Annotated in this window: 20 protein-coding genes; 10 read left to right on the forward strand and 10 right to left on the reverse strand. The window is 69.5% G+C overall.

What is annotated here, in order from left to right; genetic code table 11:
- Window positions 1-21 precede the first annotated feature (21 nt).
- Together ACWF0M_RS08235 and ACWF0M_RS08240 are read left to right on the forward strand one after the other, a co-directional pair.
- The gene (locus tag ACWF0M_RS08235) at window positions 22-624 is read left to right on the forward strand and encodes an NAD(P)-dependent oxidoreductase (RefSeq protein WP_452234925.1); all 603 of its coding nucleotides are present in this window, start codon (window positions 22-24) and stop codon (window positions 622-624) included.
- A 171-nt stretch (window positions 625-795) separates the two neighbouring features.
- On the forward strand, window positions 796-1,470 hold the full coding sequence (locus tag ACWF0M_RS08240) for an SIS domain-containing protein (RefSeq protein WP_452234926.1): 675 nt from the start codon (window positions 796-798) through the stop codon (window positions 1,468-1,470).
- Window positions 1,471-1,481: 11 nt separating this feature from the next.
- On the opposite strand, the gene ACWF0M_RS08245 is transcribed toward ACWF0M_RS08240, so the two are convergent.
- Window positions 1,482-2,240, reverse strand: coding sequence for a GntR family transcriptional regulator (locus ACWF0M_RS08245; protein ID WP_452234927.1), 759 nt, complete (start codon window positions 2,238-2,240; stop codon window positions 1,482-1,484).
- 200 nt (window positions 2,241-2,440) lie between these two features.
- Here ACWF0M_RS08245 and ACWF0M_RS08250 point away from each other — a divergent pair, with 200 nt between their 5' ends.
- A complete protein-coding gene (locus tag ACWF0M_RS08250) occupies window positions 2,441-3,388 on the forward strand; it encodes a glutathione S-transferase family protein (RefSeq protein ID WP_452234928.1) in 948 nt (315 codons plus the stop codon).
- Here the strand turns inward: ACWF0M_RS08250 and ACWF0M_RS08255 are convergent.
- A complete protein-coding gene (locus tag ACWF0M_RS08255; protein WP_452234929.1) occupies window positions 3,381-3,962 on the reverse strand; it encodes a TetR/AcrR family transcriptional regulator in 582 nt (193 codons plus the stop codon). The two genes, ACWF0M_RS08250 and ACWF0M_RS08255, sit on opposite strands and share 8 nt — an antisense overlap.
- A 50-nt stretch (window positions 3,963-4,012) precedes the next feature.
- On the opposite strand from ACWF0M_RS08255, the gene ACWF0M_RS08260 reads away from it, so the two are divergent.
- The 4 genes from ACWF0M_RS08260 to ACWF0M_RS08275 all read left to right on the forward strand — a co-directional run bounded on the left by ACWF0M_RS08260 (window position 4,013) and on the right by ACWF0M_RS08275 (window position 7,384).
- The gene (locus ACWF0M_RS08260; RefSeq protein WP_452234930.1) at window positions 4,013-4,675 is read left to right on the forward strand and encodes a haloacid dehalogenase type II; all 663 of its coding nucleotides are present in this window, start codon (window positions 4,013-4,015) and stop codon (window positions 4,673-4,675) included.
- Between the two features lie 84 nt (window positions 4,676-4,759).
- Window positions 4,760-5,974, forward strand: coding sequence for a Na+/H+ antiporter NhaA (gene nhaA / locus ACWF0M_RS08265; RefSeq protein WP_452234931.1), 1,215 nt, complete (start codon window positions 4,760-4,762; stop codon window positions 5,972-5,974).
- 52 nt (window positions 5,975-6,026) lie between these two features.
- A complete protein-coding gene (locus ACWF0M_RS08270; protein WP_452234932.1) occupies window positions 6,027-6,464 on the forward strand; it encodes a phage holin family protein in 438 nt (145 codons plus the stop codon).
- 116 nt (window positions 6,465-6,580) lie between these two features.
- Entirely contained in the window at window positions 6,581-7,384 is an 804-nt protein-coding gene (locus tag ACWF0M_RS08275; RefSeq protein ID WP_452234933.1) for an alpha/beta fold hydrolase, read from the forward strand.
- 142 nt (window positions 7,385-7,526) lie between these two features.
- On the opposite strand, the gene ACWF0M_RS08280 is transcribed toward ACWF0M_RS08275, so the two are convergent.
- From ACWF0M_RS08280 to nth, 4 genes are read right to left on the reverse strand one after another with little or no spacing between them, the layout of a single operon-like run.
- Complete coding sequence (locus ACWF0M_RS08280; RefSeq protein ID WP_452234934.1) at window positions 7,527-8,708, reverse strand: MarP family serine protease; 1,182 nt, start codon at window positions 8,706-8,708, stop codon at window positions 7,527-7,529.
- Window positions 8,705-9,469, reverse strand: a complete 765-nt coding sequence (locus tag ACWF0M_RS08285; protein ID WP_452234935.1) for an NUDIX hydrolase — start codon at window positions 9,467-9,469, stop codon at window positions 8,705-8,707. The genes ACWF0M_RS08280 and ACWF0M_RS08285 overlap by 4 nt, the downstream gene beginning before the upstream one ends.
- Window positions 9,466-10,071: a redoxin family protein gene (locus ACWF0M_RS08290; protein ID WP_452234936.1), complete on the reverse strand. Its 606-nt coding sequence runs from the start codon at window positions 10,069-10,071 to the stop codon at window positions 9,466-9,468. The genes ACWF0M_RS08285 and ACWF0M_RS08290 overlap by 4 nt, the downstream gene beginning before the upstream one ends.
- A complete protein-coding gene (gene nth, locus ACWF0M_RS08295; RefSeq protein WP_452234937.1) occupies window positions 10,068-10,832 on the reverse strand; it encodes an endonuclease III in 765 nt (254 codons plus the stop codon). The genes ACWF0M_RS08290 and nth overlap by 4 nt, the downstream gene beginning before the upstream one ends.
- A gap of 135 nt (window positions 10,833-10,967) precedes the next feature.
- Here nth and ACWF0M_RS08300 point away from each other — a divergent pair, with 135 nt between their 5' ends.
- Window positions 10,968-11,645, forward strand: coding sequence for a Crp/Fnr family transcriptional regulator (locus tag ACWF0M_RS08300; RefSeq protein WP_130445909.1), 678 nt, complete (start codon window positions 10,968-10,970; stop codon window positions 11,643-11,645).
- Here the strand turns inward: ACWF0M_RS08300 and ACWF0M_RS08305 are convergent.
- From ACWF0M_RS08305 to ACWF0M_RS08320, 4 genes are read right to left on the reverse strand one after another with little or no spacing between them, the layout of a single operon-like run.
- Window positions 11,642-12,409: an MBL fold metallo-hydrolase gene (locus ACWF0M_RS08305; RefSeq protein WP_452234938.1), complete on the reverse strand. Its 768-nt coding sequence runs from the start codon at window positions 12,407-12,409 to the stop codon at window positions 11,642-11,644. The two genes, ACWF0M_RS08300 and ACWF0M_RS08305, sit on opposite strands and share 4 nt — an antisense overlap.
- On the reverse strand, window positions 12,406-13,230 hold the full coding sequence (locus ACWF0M_RS08310) for an NUDIX hydrolase (RefSeq protein WP_452234939.1): 825 nt from the start codon (window positions 13,228-13,230) through the stop codon (window positions 12,406-12,408). Before ACWF0M_RS08310 ends, ACWF0M_RS08305 begins: the two co-directional genes overlap by 4 nt.
- Window positions 13,231-13,237: 7 nt before the next feature.
- Window positions 13,238-13,699 carry a RidA family protein gene (locus ACWF0M_RS08315; RefSeq protein WP_452234940.1) on the reverse strand — a complete coding sequence of 154 codons (462 nt, stop codon included), beginning with the start codon at window positions 13,697-13,699 and terminating at the stop codon, window positions 13,238-13,240.
- The gene (locus ACWF0M_RS08320; RefSeq protein ID WP_165553378.1) at window positions 13,696-13,857 is read right to left on the reverse strand and encodes a DUF4177 domain-containing protein; all 162 of its coding nucleotides are present in this window, start codon (window positions 13,855-13,857) and stop codon (window positions 13,696-13,698) included. The genes ACWF0M_RS08315 and ACWF0M_RS08320 overlap by 4 nt, the downstream gene beginning before the upstream one ends.
- 49 nt (window positions 13,858-13,906) lie before the next feature.
- Between ACWF0M_RS08320 and ACWF0M_RS08325 the strand changes: the two genes are divergently transcribed.
- Complete coding sequence (locus tag ACWF0M_RS08325) at window positions 13,907-14,857, forward strand: ArsA-related P-loop ATPase (protein ID WP_452234941.1); 951 nt, start codon at window positions 13,907-13,909, stop codon at window positions 14,855-14,857.
- Entirely contained in the window at window positions 14,854-15,972 is a 1,119-nt protein-coding gene (locus ACWF0M_RS08330) for an ArsA family ATPase (RefSeq protein ID WP_452234942.1), read from the forward strand. Before ACWF0M_RS08325 ends, ACWF0M_RS08330 begins: the two co-directional genes overlap by 4 nt.
- The last annotated feature ends 37 nt before the right edge of the window (window positions 15,973-16,009 follow it).

The raw sequence follows: 16,009 nt of genomic DNA on the forward strand, positions 1-16,009 counted from the left end.
CACTTTGTCGAGGAGGTTGCGGTGAGCAAGATTCTGGTCATCGGCGCCCGCGGACGCGCCGCATCGGCGGCCGTCACGGAGGCCCGATCCCGTGGACACGAGGTCGTCGGCGTCGCCCGTACGACGGATGCAGGGTTGGTTGTTGGGGATGTGACTGATGTGGGGCGGGTTGCGGAGTTGGCGGTGGGGTGTGACGCGGTGATTGCGGGGGTGTACGACGGCGGGAGCGATCCGGGTGAGTTCTTCCCCCGAGCTGCGCGGGCGCTCGTGGAAGGGCTCGAGAAGGCCGGCGTACGGCGACTCGTGTGGGTCGGGCTGGCGTCGATCCTCCCGACCGCGGACGGAACGCTCCTGATGGACACCGAGGGATACCCGCGCGAGTACCGCCCGTTCTTCCTCTCCCACCAGGCGGCGCTCGACGTGTTCGCGACGTCGTCCCTCGACTGGGTCTCGATCGCACCGACCGGAGACTTCAACCACGCGGACCCGTCCCGCAACGGCAGCTATCGCGTGGCGCCGGCGGACGCACAGGAGCTGATCTCGTACGCCGACTTCGCGGTCGCGCTCGTCGACGAGGCAGACCACCCGGAGCACTACCGCGCGGCGATCGGAGTAGCTGTCTAGCTGCAGCCCGACAGTACGTATAGGCCTACTAGCCCGGTCATGGTTCAGCGCCAAGCGTGAGGTGGCGCCAAGTGGACCTATACGTACTGTCCACCTGCAGAAGTCGGCTGCAGGGCAGTGGTCTAGACAGGTGGCTCGCGCGGTCCGACGTGCGGACGATAGGTTCAGGGCATGGCTGGGGCGGACGAGTACATGGGTAAGGCGTTGGCGATCGCGCAGCAGGCGGCCGAGACGCAACTGGGCGCGATCCGGGTGGCGGCGGGGTTGGTCGCGGATGCGCTCGCCGGTGGGAAGCGGTTCTGGGTGTTCGGGACCGGGCACAGTCACACGCTGGCCGAGGAGCTGTACGGGCGGGCCGGCGGGCTGGCCGACGTACGGGCGATCCTCGAACCGAGCCTGATGCTGCACGAGGGCCTGCAGAAGAGCTCGCTCCTCGAACGCCTCCCCGGCCTGGCCGACGTACTCCTGGAGATCAACCCACTCGAGTCCGGCGACGTACTACTCATCGCGTCGAACTCCGGCCGCAACGCCGTACCCGTCGAATTCGCCCTCGGCGCCCGTAAACGCGGCGCGAAGGTCATCGCCCTGACCTCACTCGCCCACTCGAACGCGACCACCTCCCGCGCCCCAGGCGGCCAACGCCTCTTCGAAACCGCCGACGTCGTCATCGACAACTGCGGAGTACCCGGCGACGCCCTCATCACAATCCCCGGTACGACGGAACCCACCGGCGCCACGTCCACCCTGGTAGGCGCCCTACTCCTCCAGGCCCTGACCGTAGAAGTAGTCACCCGCCTAACAGACCGAGGCCAACCCCCCAACGTCCTCCGCAGCCTGAACGTCTAGCCCCACGCGACTCAGGTGGCGCGGTAGGCGACTGTTATGTCGTAGCGGTCTGAGCGGTAGATGGAGCGGCCGAATTCGATCACCTGGTCGGTGGCGGTGCGGGGGGCCGAGGTGATGATGAGGCAGGGGGTGGAGCTGTCGATCTCCAGGAGTTCGGCGTCGCCGGGCTCCGGTGGGGCGGCGACGATCGAGGCGGAGACCATGCCGAGCGTCACGCCGTACCGGGTGGCGAGGACCGTGTAGAGGGACTTCTCGGCGAAGTCGATCTCGTCGAGGGCGGGGTAGCGGTTCAGGGAGAGGGCGGTGCGTTCGATCGCCATCGGGTCGCCGTCGGCGGTGCGGAGGCGGACCAGGTGCAGGACCGGCGCGCCGACGGCCTCTTCGAGTTCGCGGGCGAGCTGCTCGTCCGCGGCGCCGACGCGGTGCTCGAGGACCTTGGCGCCGGGCTCGATGCCGCGGTTGATCATGTCCTGGCTGAACGACGACGCGAGCATCCGGGACGGGCGCGGCTCCGAGACGAAGGTGCCGCCGCCGGGGCGGCGATTGGCCAGGCCCTCGGCCACGACGCGGTCGACCTCCTGCCGGACGGTCATCCGGGCGACGCCGAAACGCTCGGCGAGGACGCGCTCGGACGGCAGCACGGTGCCGACGGCCAGCGAGCGGGTGAGGTTCTCCAGAATCTCGCGAATCTGGTCACCCTTCGGACGATCGGTCCGCAGCTCGGTAGGGAGCTCGGCGAGGTCGCCTGGGTTGTTCCGTGGGCGGGCCATGAGGTCAAGTATCCCTGGGAATCTGCCCGGCAAACCAGTGCCGGGGGGCGCGGGGCCGCGGCGTGTTCTACCGCGCAAGGCGCCCGCGACGACATTGTCCCGAACCACCTTGTCAGCCCGACTGTAACGGCCGGTGCCACCTCACGGCCAGTGACGATCCACAGGCTCAGCCATTTCCCAGCGGGGGTAGTTTTGTCGTTATGACCCCGGGACAGTTCGTGCAGGAGACGTCGCAGACCGGCGAATGGAAGCGGCAGGGCAACCGATTCACCGGCCGGATCTCCCGCGACTCGACGGCGGCGGCGGGCGAAGGCCCGGACGATCAGGGCCGCTGGCCGGTCGAGCCGGGGCGGTACCGGCTGGTCGTCAGCCTGGCCTGCCCGTGGGCGCACCGCTCGATCATCGTCCGCCGGCTGCTCGGCCTCGAGGACGCGATCAGCCTCGCGGTCGTGGACCCGATCCGCGACGAGCGCGGCTGGCGCTTCACGCTCGATCCGGACGGTCGCGACCCGGTGCTCGGCATCCAGTACCTGTCCGAGGCGTACCTGCGCACCGACCCGTCGTACGACGGCCGCGTGACGGTGCCCGCGATCGTCGACACCACGACCGGCGAGGTGGTCACGAACGACTACCCGCAGATCACCCTCGACCTTTCCACCGAGTGGACCGAGTTCCACCGCGCCGGCGCCCCGCAGTTGATCCCGGCCGATCGCGCGGAGATGGACCAGTTGATCGAGGAGATCTACCGAGACGTGAACAACGGCGTGTACCGCTGCGGCTTCGCGACCAGCCAGGAGGCGTACGACGCCGCGTACGACGCGCTGTTTGCGCGACTCGACGTACTCGAGGAACGGCTTGCGGACCGCACCTATCTCCTCGGCGACACGCTCCGCGAGGTGGACGTGCGGCTGTTCACCACGCTGGTCCGCTTCGACGCGGTGTACCACGGGCACTTCAAGTGCAACCGGCAGAAGCTCACCGAGTTCCCGAACCTGTGGGCGTACGCGCGCCGCCTGTACCAGCTGCCCGGCTTCGGCGAGACCGTCGACTTCGACCAGATCAAGCGGCACTACTACGTCACCCACCACAACATCAACCCGACCGGCATCGTCCCGAAGGGGCCGGACCCGCTCGTCTGGATCAGGTAGCGAGTGCCGCCAGCGCCGCGTTGACCGCGGACCGCAACTGTGCCTGCGTCGCACCCGACCGCGACCGTAAGTTGATCGCGTACGCGAGCAGCGTGAGCAACTCCGCCGCCCCCGACACCTCGGTCCCGGACCGCAGCTCGCCATTGCCCTCAGCAACCTTTAGTGCAGCGGCCAGCGAATCCCGCAGTACAGCGTGATGCTCGGACAGCACCGCCCGTACGCCGTCCGGCGGGCTCTCGGTGTTCGCGTTCGCCATCATGCACCCCCAGCCGGCGTACTCCCCCGAACACCGCAACCGCAGCAGTTGCTCGAAGAACGCGCGCACCGCAACGAGTCCGCGCCCGTCTGCGGCCAGCTGGTCGAACATCGGCCGCGACCGGTTCTCGAGGTACCGCCGGGCGGCCGCCGCGTACAGGTCGTCCTTGCCGCCGAACGCGTTGTAGAGACTGGACCGACTCAGCCCGGTCGCCGCGACCACGTCCTGGATCCCGGTCGCCGCACTCCCGCGGCGCCAGAACAACTGCTCGACGGCGGCCAGCGCTTCCGCCTCGTCGAAATGTTTGACATCCGCCATACCTGACAGCATATCTTGGAACGACTGATCCAAGATAGCGAGGAGTGGTGATGCTCGACGTACTGGTGCTCGACGTCAACGAGACCCTGACCGACATGGAGCCACTGCGGGACGGATTCGAGGCAGCCGGCCTGCCCCGGCACAGTCTCGAGGCCTGGTTCGCGGCGACGCTGCGAGACGGGTTCGCGCTGACCGTGGTCAATAAGTACAGCGTTTTCCGCGACCTGGCCGCCGAGCTCCTCGAAGCGCAACTCGTCGGCGCCGGAATCGAGCCCACCGAGGAAACGGTCGGAAACGTGCTTTCCGGATTCACCCGCCTTCCGCTGCACGCGGACGTCGCACCGGGTCTGCACAAGATCCACGAGGCCGGCGTGCGCATCGTCACGCTGACCAACGGATCGGCGGCGATGTCCGAAAACGTGTTCCGGGACGGCGGCATCCTGCCGCTGCTCGAGCACCGGCTCGACGTGTCGGTGCCGCAACGGTGGAAGCCGCACCCCGACGCCTACCGGTACGCCGCCGAGGTCTGCGGGGTGCCCGTCGAACGGATGGGTCTGGCGGCCGTGCACCCGTGGGACATCGACGGCGCCCAGCGCGCCGGTCTCCAGGGTTTCTACATCGACCGCCGCAACACGCCGTACCCGAAGGTGTTCGGCGCACCGGACCACACGGTCGCGGACTTCGAGGCGCTGGCCGAGCTGCTCCAGGAATAGCTCCGCAAGACGTTAGAATGGCGTTGGTGCGCCGGGAAGTCTGGTCGGCAGTCCGTCCGACCGACCCCGAACGAAGGGCCGTCCATGAGCGAGCACCCACGGATCCGGCAGCGTAAGCGCGCATTTCCCCGCATTCTCGGCCGTGAACGGGCGTTCCTCGCCGACACGCTGCGCGCCGAGACGACCGGCGGTCTGCTGCTGCTCGCCGCGGCCGTGGTCGCGCTGGTGTGGGCGAACTCACCCTGGCAGGACGCGTACCACCACCTGCGCGACGTGCAGCTCGGCCCGCTCACCGTCGAGGGGTGGGCGTCCGACGGCGCGCTGGCGCTGTTCTTCTACCTGGCCGGGGTCGAGCTGAAGCGCGAGCTGGTCGTCGGCACCCTGTCGAAGCTCAACGAGGCCGTCGTCCCGGTGGTCGCCGCGATCGCCGGAATGGTGCTCCCGGCAATCATCTACCTGGTCACCAACCTGGTGACCAACGACGGCAAGCCGCACGGCTGGGCGGTGCCGACGGCAACCGATGTCGCGTTCGCGCTCGCGGTCCTGGCGATCGTCGGCTCGTCGCTGCCGAGCGCGCTGCGGGCGTTCCTGCTGACGCTGGCCGTGGTCGACGACTTCGGCGCGATCCTCGTGATCGCCGTGTTCTTCTCGCACGGGTTCCACCTGCTCCAACTGCTCGTCGCCGTCGCCCTGATCGCGCTCTGGTACGTCCTCCAGCGCCGCCGCGTCCGTACGCCGTTCCTCTACGTACCGATCGCTGTCGGCGCCTGGTGGTTCATGCACGAGTCGGGGATCCACGCAACGATCGCCGGTGTCGCGCTCGGGCTCGTCACGCGGGTGGTCGCGGATCCGGGTGAGGACGAGGCGCCGGCCGAGCGGATCGAGCACCGGCTGCGCCCGTGGTCCGCGGCGGTCGCCGTACCGCTGTTCGCGTTGTTCGCCGCCGGGGTGACGTTGAGCGGCAGCGCCGTACGGCAGTTGCTGACCGACCCGGTCGCGATCGGCATCGTCGCCGGGCTGCTGGTCGGGAAGGCGATCGGGGTGTTCGGCGGGTCGTGGTTGACCGCGCGCTTCACTCGGGCCGAGCTGAACTCCGATCTGGCCTGGCGGGACGTCGCCGCTGTGTCGGTGCTGGCCGGCATCGGGTTCACGGTTGCGCTGCTGATCGCCCAGCTCGCGTTCGGGTCCGACGCGGCCCAGGTCGAGCGCGCGAAGGCCGCCGTACTGATCGCTTCGGTGCTGGCCGCATTGATCGCCGCATTGCTCCTGGCTCGCCGGAACCGCGCGTACACCGATTGACCGCGGGCGCGGGCGGTAGTGTCGGGGCACGGACGTGCGGGAAGGAGTCGCGATGTCGATGAACGGGGACGAGCCCACTGTCGGCCAGCTGGTGGCGAATGCCAGCAAGGACCTGTCCAGCCTGGTCCGCAGCGAGATCGAGCTCGCGAAGACCGAGCTGAAGAAGACCGCGATCGCGGCCGGGACCGGAGCCGGAATGTTCGCGGCGGCGGCGTTCCTGGCGCTGCTCGCGGTGATCATGCTGTGCATTTCCGCGGCGTACGGCCTGACCGCGGCGGGGCTGCACCCGGCGATCGCGTTCCTGATCGTGGCCGGCGCGTTCCTGCTGATCGGCGCGATCCTGGTGTTCGTCGGGCTGCGGGCGCTGAAGAGCGCGAAGGGTCCGACGCGGGCGATCGAGACCTCGAAGGAGTCGGTCGAGGCCCTCAAGTCGATCGGCAAGGGCGACGACGAGACGTTGGCCTTGCCTGAGCCGGGCGTACGGCGCTGAGCCCGGCAGGAGTCGTCGACCTCCTGGTCGACGGCCCCTGGTCGCACTCACTGGTCGCGGCCAACGGGGCCCGGTTCCACGTCGCGGAGTGTGGCGCGGCGAACGATCCGCTCGTCGTGTTCCTGCACGGCTTCCCCGAGTTCTGGTGGGCCTGGCGCCACCAGCTGCCGGTGGTCGCGGCCGCCGGGTATCGCGCGGTCGCGATGGACTTACGTGGGTACGGCGCCAGCGACAAGACCCCCCGTGGTTATGACCCGTACACCGCAGCCGCCGACGTGTCCGGGGTGATCCGGTCGCTCGGCGCGGCGGATGCGGTCGTCGTCGGACACGGGTGGGGCGGGTTCATCGGGTGGTCGGCCGCCGTACTGACGCCGCGGCAGGTCCGGGGACTGGCTGCCGTGTCGGCGCCACACCCGTTGTTGCTCGCCCGGTCGGGGCAGACGAAGGCGCTGACGCGGAGCGCGTGGTTCCAGCTGCCGATCCTGCCCGAACGCAGGCTGCTGGCGCAGGACGGGATCCACATCGAGCGCTTGCTCCGCGCCTGGGCCGCGCCCGGCGGGACGTTCCCGGATGCGGAGGCGTCACGGCGCTACCGAGCCGCACTCCAGGTCTGGCCGGCGCCACACTGTGCGCTCGAGTACCACCGGTGGTTCGCCCGGTCGCGGTTGCGGCCGGACGGGCGGAAGTACTCGGCAAGGATGCGTACGCCGGTCGCCATACCCGTCCTGCAGCTCCACGGAGCGCAGGACGCAGCGGTCTCCCCCACCGTGACCACACCCCCAGATCTGGTCACGGCACCGCTGCGCCACGAACTCATCACCCCCGCCGGTCACTTCCCGCACGAGGAAGCCCCGGACCTGTTCAACACCCTTCTCGTGGACTGGCTGAAGGACATCCACCCGCGGGCAGGACACCAGTGACGCCGCCGACAGTGCCGGTGACCTTCCAACTGCCGTCCACGTTCTCGATCCGATAGGTCACGATCGAGCCGCGCCCGCAGTCGTGGAAGATGCTGACGTGCACCTCCGCGTGGTCGGCCTTGCTGACCACCGACCTGCTGCATCAGGTGCAGGATTGCGTGGAGACCTCTTGGGTGGCGGAGGTGCCGGCGCGGGCGTCTTCGGCGACCTGTTGGGCGGTGAGGACGTAGCCGGTGCGGTTGTCCTCGACGGAGGCCGCGAAGACCACGCCGTACACGACGCCCTTCGCGGACAGCAGCGGACCGCCGGAGTTGCCCGGGCGGACCGAGGCCCAGATCGAGAACGCCTCGCGGGTGACCGTCTTGTCGCCGTAGATGTCCGGGCCGCGGAGCCGTTCCTCGGAGCGGATCCGGGCCGGCTCGGAGTCGAACGGGCCGTTCTCCGGGTAGCCGAGCACGACCGCCGGGTCGTCGGCCTTACCGGTGAAGTCGAACGACAGCGGCTTCACTTTCGGATCGGTCAGGTTGGGCACGTACAGCACCGCGATGTCGGTCTCCGGGTCGAACACCACGACCTTGGCGTCGTACTTCTTCCCGTTCACCTCGACCTGCGGCGAGCTGACCCCGGCGACGACGTGCGCGTTCGTCATCACCCGCTTCGGAGCGTAGACGAACCCACTGCCTTCGAGGCCGCGCGAGCAGCTGGCGACCCCGGTGACCTTGGCGATCATCGTGTACGCGTCCCGGACCGGCTGCTGCCGGGCGATCGCGCTGTCCGGCGGCTGCGTCTCGCGGATCCGCTCCGGCACGAACGGGTCGAGGAACCGCGGGAACAGGTCCGTGTTGACCACGTCGTTGAACGACTGCAACGCGCGGTCAGCGCTGTTCGGCAGTATTTGGTCGACCTTCGCGAGCACCTCCGACCCGCGGACGGCGGACGTGACACTCGGGATCCGCGCACCGCTCACCGCGACCCCGAGGACCCACGCCACGATCAGGACACTCGCCGCCGCCAGCACGGCGCCACCGAGCGCGTCCAGGAACCGCACCGGCCGCCAGGACAACTGCCTCCGCACCTTGGTGCCGACCAGGGCCCCGAGCATTCGCCCGAGCGCGGCGAGCCCCACCACGAGCACCAGCGCCGCGAACGACACCGTCACGCTCGGTGAGAAATGGTTCAGTGCCTTCGGGACGCCCCAGACGCCGACGGCCGCGCCGCCGAGTAGACCGACGGTGGCGCACGCCCCGAGCACGAAACCTTCGACGTACCCCGAGATCGCCACGAGTGCCGCCGTACCCAGCACCGCCCAGTCGAGCCAGCTCATTCCACGCCTTCCGACTTGTCACCTGGCGCCCGGCCGAGATCGTGCTCGATGGCGGTCATCCGCCGCACGTCCTCCGGCCGTCGTCCCTCGCTCCGCCAGGCCGCCTCGACCAGTCGGTCGGGCAACGGTACGACGTTCGAGGGGTCCCAGTCGCGGTACCAGCCGCCGAGCTGCAGCATTTTGTCCAGCAATCCGGCCGTGAACCCCCAGATGTAGAGGTCACCGATGATGAACGCAGGGCCGGTGAAACCGCTCGGATGCAAACAACTGATCCGGTTCACCGGGTCGGCGAGCGCGCTGATCGGCACCTCGTGCACCGACGCGACCTCGGCCGGGTCGACCACCGCGACCGGCGACGGCTCCCGCCACCAGGCCAGCACCGGCGACACGCCGAAGTTGCTGACCGGCACCCAGAGCGCCGGCCAGACCGCGAACGGCACGACGCCGGCCGGATCCAGGCCGGTCTCCTCCTGGGCCTCGCGCAGCGCGGTGCGGATCAGACCGCTCTCCCCGGGGCCGTCCTCCGGGTCGGCGCCGCCGCCCGGGAACGCCATCTGCCCGGCGTGCTTGCGCAGCGTCCAGGCTCGCTCGGTGAGCAGCACCTCCGGCCCGTCGTTGCCGTCAGCAAGCAAGATCAGTACGGCGGACTTCCGCACCGACGGATCGTCCGGCGGCAGGAACCGGGACAACACGTTCGGATCCACGTCCTCGGACGCCTTCGCCAACGGCCGCAGCCAATCCGGGATCTCCACGTCCGTCATGGAGTCACCCCGAGCTTGTCCTTGAGCAACTGATCGAGCTGCTGCTGGGACGTCAGTACGCCGCGATGCACGTAGGCGATCTCGCCCTTGTCGTCGACGAACGCGGTCAGCGGCGGGCCGCCGACCTTCAGCGCCCGCTGGATCGCCTTGTCCTGGTCGATGACGTGCGGGTAGGCCAGTCTCTCCGCGCCGGCGAACTTCACCGCGAGCTCCGGCCGCGGGTCGTCGTAGTCGATCCCGAGCATCGTCACCTTGCCCGACTTCGCGAGCGCGGCCAGGTACGGCGCTTCGTCGCGGCACGGGCCGCACCACTGCGCCCACACGTTGATCACCAGCGGCCCTCGCAGATCGGCGAGCCGGACATCCGGACCGATTCCGAGACACGGCAGGCTGATGTCAGGCAGTCCGTTGCTGACCGGCGGCTTCGAGGGCGCCGACGGGCAGGCCTTGAGCTGGTCCGCGCCCGCCACAGTGCTCCGCCCGGACGACGGCGTACCGCTGTCATCGGCTCGCTCCGATCCACACGCCGCCAGTGTCACCGACAGCACCAACGCGACCGCCCCTGCCAGGAGCGGTCGCACGCGGCGGAGCGAACGGTTCACGCGGGGACCTTCACCAGCTTCGCCGCGGCCTCGGGGTCCGTGGGACCGGTGCCGTACGACGGGCACCACTGGGCGATCGGGCACGCGCCGCAGGCCGGCTTCTTCGCGTGACAGCGCCGGCGGCCGTGGAAGATCAGCCGGTGCGACAGCATCGTCCAGTCCTTCTTCGGGAACAGGTCGCCGATGATGTGCTCGACCTTGACCGGATCCTCCTCCGCGGTCCAGCCGAACCGGCGGACCAGGCGGCCGAAGTGCGTGTCGACGGTGATCCCGGGGACACCGAAGGCGTTGCCGAGGACCACGTTCGCCGTCTTCCGGCCGGTGCCGGGGAGCTTCACCAGCTCCTCGAGCTTGTTCGGTACGACGCCGTCGTAGTCGTCGACGAGCGCCTGGCCGAGCTTCATCACGCTGTTGGTCTTCGCCCGGAAGAAGCCGGTCGGTTTGAGGATCGCCTCCATCTCGTCCCGGTCGGCCTCGGCGTACGCCTGGGCGGTCGGGTACTTCGCGAAGAGCGTCGGGGTCACCTTGTTGACCGTGACATCGGTGGTCTGGGCCGACAGGATCGTGGCCACCAGCAACTCGAGCGGGGTGGTGAAGTCCAGCTCGCAGTGCGCGTCCGGGTAGGTCTCGGTGAGTACCTTGTGCATTTTCCGGGCCCGGCGGACCAGCTGGGTATGCGTCTCGTCGACGTACACAGGGGCCTTGCGGGGAAGCTTGAGCGGGACCGCCGGGAGGGGCTCCGCGACACGCGGGGATGGCATGGAGGCAAGCCTACGTGGCGGCGCCGACACTGGAGGGGCTACGGTTTTGTGGCGACCGGGTGTACACATATCGGTCGACGGACGTGGCGGATCCCACGTCCGGAGTCGTGGTCGAAGGTCCTAGGAGGCCCAGAAGTGGATGCCGCAGTGCTCCGACAGGCACCGCTGTTCAGTCAGCTCGACGACGAGGCGGCCGATGCCCTGGCAGCCTCGATGTCCGAGAGCCGGCTGCGCCGCGGCCAGGTGCTGTTCCACGAGGGCGATTCCGGTGACCGGCTGTTCGTCGTGGTCGAAGGCAAGGTCAAGCTGGGCCGCACCTCCGCCGACGGCCGGGAGAACCTGATCGCCGTGCTCGGGCCGGGCCAGATGTTCGGTGAGCTGTCGCTGTTCGACCCGGGACCGCGGTCCGCGACGGTCACCGCCGTCACCGACGCCCAACTGATGTCGCTGACCCACGACGAGCTGCTCCGCTGGCTGGACGGCCGCCCCGCGGTCGCGCGCGGCCTCCTGCTGCAGCTGGCCGGCCGCCTTCGCAAGGTCTCGGACGTCGTGGCCGACCTCGTCTTCTCCGACGTACCGGGCCGGGTCGCGAAGGCCCTCCTGGACCTCGCCAGCCGCTTCGGCCGCACCGCCGACGACGGCGTCCACGTCCACCACGACCTCACCCAGGAGGAGCTCGCCCAACTGGTCGGCGCCTCCCGCGAAACCGTCAACAAGGCCCTCGCCGACTTCGCCTCCCGAGGCTGGGTCCGCCTAGAGCCCCGCTCCGTAGTCCTCCTCGACGTAGACCGCCTCCAACGCCGCGCCCGCTAACCCTTCAGGTAGTCGAGTTGGGCGCGGACTGAGCGTTCGGCGGCGGGCCAGAGGGGTTGGGGTACGTCGGCGTAGACGTGTTCGACGATCGACTCGGGGGTGGTGTGGCCTTGGGCGATGGCTTCGCGGACCTGGGCCAGGCGTTCCTGGCGGTGGTCCAGGTAGTAGGTGAGGACGCCGGACGGGTCGTCGATCACAGGGCCGTGGCCGGGGAGTAGGCGGCGTACGTCGGCCGGGGAGTTCGCGAAGGCCCGGAGGCGCTCGAGGGAGTCGAGGTAGGGGCCCAGGGCACCGTCCGGGTACGCGACGACCGACGTACCGCGGCCGAGGACGGTGTCTCCGGTGAGGAGCGAGCCGTCCTGGGGCAGCCAGAAGCAGACCGAGTCGAGGGTGTGGCCGGGCGTCGGGAGGACCTCGATCCGGAGGCCGTCGGCGGTGATCACGTCACCCTCCGACAGGCCGTGGGCGTGATCGGTGGGGATGCGGAACTCGGGATCCACCGCGCGGACGCCGCAGCCGGCCTGGTTGGCGAACCACGCGGCGCCCTCGGAGTGGTCCGGGTGCTTGTGGGTCAGCAGTACGACGGCGACCTTGCCGGCCTGGTCCAGGACCGCGCGCAGATGGTCCTCCAGCATCGGGCCGGGGTCGACGACCACCGACCGCTCCGCGTCCGGGGCGCGCAGGATCCAGGTGTTGGTGCCGTCCAGCGTCATCAGGCCGGGGTTGTCGGCCTTCACCAGCGTGGCGTACTCGGTGACGTTCATGTGGTCTCCAGATAGGCCTGGTCGCCGTCGACGCGCACGGTGGGCATGATCGCCGTGATCTCACGCTCGCCGGCCGCGGCCAGGATCGCCGCTACATCGTCGTACTGCGAGAGTTCGTGGCAGCAGATGTACGTCGGGGGCAGCATCAGGACCTCGCCCGCGTCGACGGCCGCGACGGCGTCCGCCGGGCGGATCCAGGTGACCTGGTCGGACTCGCTCGTCACGTCCCGGGTGACCTGCCCCGCCGGGAGGGCGGCGACGAAGAACGCGGTGTCGTACCGCTTGGGCTCGAACTCCGGGGTGATCCAGTGCGCCCAGGGACCGAGCAGGTCGGCGCGCAGCACCAGCCCGCGCCGGTGCAGGAACTCCGAGAACCCCAGCTCACGGGCCTCCAGCGCGACCCGATCGGCCTCCCAGTCGGCTCCGGTGGTGTCCTCAACCACGGCGTCGGCTGACGGCCCGGCCAGCAGTACGCCGGACTCCTCGAAGGTCTCCCGCACCGCCGCCGCGACGTACGCCGCCGCCGTCTCCGCGGAACACCCGAGCCGTTCCCCGAACCACTCCGGCGAAGGCCCCGACCACGAGTCCGCGACCGTGGAATCCGTCGCGTCGACCCGCCCGCCCGGGAACACCGTCATACCGGCAGCAAAAGCCATGGTCCGCTGCCGCCGGAGAAGGTAGACCTCCGGGCGCGGTGCGTCGCGGAGCAGGATGACGGTGGAGGCCGGGCGCGGTTCGGCCGGTGTCCGCGACCCTCGGGCGTGCTCGAGGGCGACCTCGGCCATCCGGCCGGTCATCAGCTGCGACTTCAGGTCCCGCACGAGCGGATCAGCCGACCTCGACGATCAGTTCGACCTCGACCGGGGCGTCGAGCGGGAGGACGGGTACGCCGACGGCGCTGCGGGCGTGCTGCCCGGCCTCGCCGAAGACCTGGCCGAACAGCTCGGAGGCGCCGTTCGCGACCTGCGGCTGGCCGGTGAAGTCCGGCGTGGAGGCGATGAACGCGACCGCCTTCACGATCCGCTTCACGTTCCCCAGGTCGCCGATCTCGGCCTTGACCGCGGCCAGCGCGTTCAGCGCGCACTGCTGGGCGCACTCGCTGGCGACCTCGGGTGTGACCGCGTCGCCGACCTTGCCGGTCGCGATCAGCGTGCCCTCGCGCAGCGGCAGCTGCCCGGACGTGTAGACCAGGTCACCGGTCCGGACGGCCGGGACGTACGCGGCGACCGGCTTGGCCACGTCGGGCAGCTTCAGGCCGAGCTCGGCGAGCTTCTCCTCGGGGTGGCTCATTTGTCCTCGATCTCCCGCTTGAAATAGGCGACCAGGTTCTCCGGGTTCAGGCCCGGGACGACCTGGACCAGCTCCCAGCCGTCCTGGCCGAAGTTGTCCAGGATCTCCTTGGTCGAGTGGACCAGCAGCGGCGCAGTGAAGTACTCGAACTTCTTCATGAAGGGGACTCTAACGGTGTGTCGCGGGACACGTCCTACCCTGGGACCTATGGCGCGACTGCACGTGGTGACCGGCAAGGGCGGCACCGGGAAGACCACCGTCGCGGCTGCCATGGCGCTCGCGCTGGCCGAGCAGCGCAAGCGGATCCTCCTGGTGGAGGTCGAGGGCCGCCAAGGGCTCGCCCAGCTCTTCGACGTACCACCCCTGCCGTACGTCGAACGCCGGATCGCGCACGGCCCCGGTGGCGGTGAGGTGTTCGCGCTGGCCGTGGACGCCGAGGCCGCGCTGCTGGAGTACCTCGACATGTACTACCACCTCGGCCGTGCCGGGAAGGCACTCGAGAAGGTCGGCGCGATCGACTTCGTCACGACGATCGCCCCCGGGCTCCGCGACGTACTGCTCACCGGCAAGGTGTACGAGGCCACCCGCCGCAAGGTGCAGGGCAAGCTCGCGTACGACGCCGTGGTGGTGGACGCCCCGCCGACCGGACGGATCGCGCCGTTCCTGAACGTGAACACCGAGGTCGCCGGACTCGCCAAGGTCGGACCGATCCGCAACCAGGCGGACGCGATCATGGGCATGCTGCGCTCGGACATCACCAGGATCCATCTGGTCACGCTGCTCGAGGAGATGCCGGTCCAGGAGACCCTCGACGCGGTCGGGCAACTGGAGGCGCTGGACCTGCGGATCGGGTCGATCGTGGTGAACATGGTCCGCAACAGCCCGCTCGACGACGACGCGCTTGCCCTTGCGGTGAAGGAGAAACTGCCCACCGCCGAGCTGACCAGGGGCTTGAAGGCGGCCGGCCTCACGATCGGCGACGACCTGGTGCGGACGCTCGCGAGCGAGGCGCACGACCACGCCATCCGGGTCGGGCTCGAACGCGAGAACCGCGACCGGATCGATGCCCTGGGCAAACAGGTGACGGAGCTGGCGCTGCAGCCGGAGGGGATCGACCAAGGCACCCTGCTCGACCTGGCCGAGGAGTTCCGGGCATGAACCTGGATCTGGACGCGCTCATCGACGACCCCTCGACGCGGATCGTCGTCACCTGTGGGTCCGGCGGGGTCGGAAAGACCACGACCGCGGCCGCGCTCGGTCTGCGCGCGGCCGAACGCGGGCGGAAAGTCGTCGTACTCACGATCGACCCGGCCCGGCGGCTCGCGCAGTCGCTGGGGCTGACCGAGCTGGACAACACCCCGCGCGCGGTGGCGGAGGTGAACGCGAAGAACGGCGGCCGGCTGGACGCGATGATGCTCGACATGAAACGGACGTTCGACGACGTCGTCCTGCAGCACGCGACGCCCGAGAAGGCCGAGCAGATTCTCGCGAATCCCTTTTATCAAGCGCTTTCCTCGTCGTTCGCGGGCACGCAGGAGTACATGGCGATGGAGAAGCTCGGGCAGCTGCACAAGCAGGCCGAGCGGACCGGCGAATGGGACCTGATCGTGGTGGACACTCCCCCGTCGCGGTCCGCGCTGGACTTCCTGGACGCGCCGGAACGGTTGGCGTCGCTGCTCGAAGGACGTTTCCTCAGGCTGCTGCTGGTGCCGGCGCGTGGTCCGTTCAAGCTGATGTCGGCGGGGGTGAACATGGCGATGTCGGTCCTGAACAAGGTGCTCGGCGCTCAGGTGCTCACCGACGTACAGACGTTCGTGGCGGCGTTCGACACGTTGTTCGGCGGGTTCCGGCAGCGGGCCGAGCAGACCGTGGCACTGCTCCGGGAGCCGCACACCGCATTCCTCGTCGTGGCCGCGCCGCAGAACGATGCGCTGCGTGAGGCGTCGTACTTCGCGGAGCGGCTGCGGGCCGAGGGAATGCCGCTGGCCGGCGTCGTGCTGAACCGGGTGACGAACACGCAGGCGCCGGAACTGTCGGCGGAGCGGTCACTCGCTGCAGCCGAGAAGCTGGAGGAAGCGGACAAGTCGCCGATGACGGCCGCCGTACTGCGGTTGCACGCGGACAAGATGCAGCAGGTCGTAGGCGACCACAAGCGCGCCGAACGCTTCCGCCGGGGGCACCGCTCGATCCGGACCGTCGAGGTGCCCGCCCTGGCCGACGACGTGCACGACCTGACCGGTCTACGCCAGATCGGCGAGCTGCTGACCGCCTGATTTCACCGTCAGCGAACGGCGGGAATGGCCGGGAATT

The organism is Kribbella sp. NPDC055110 (assembly GCF_053607525.1).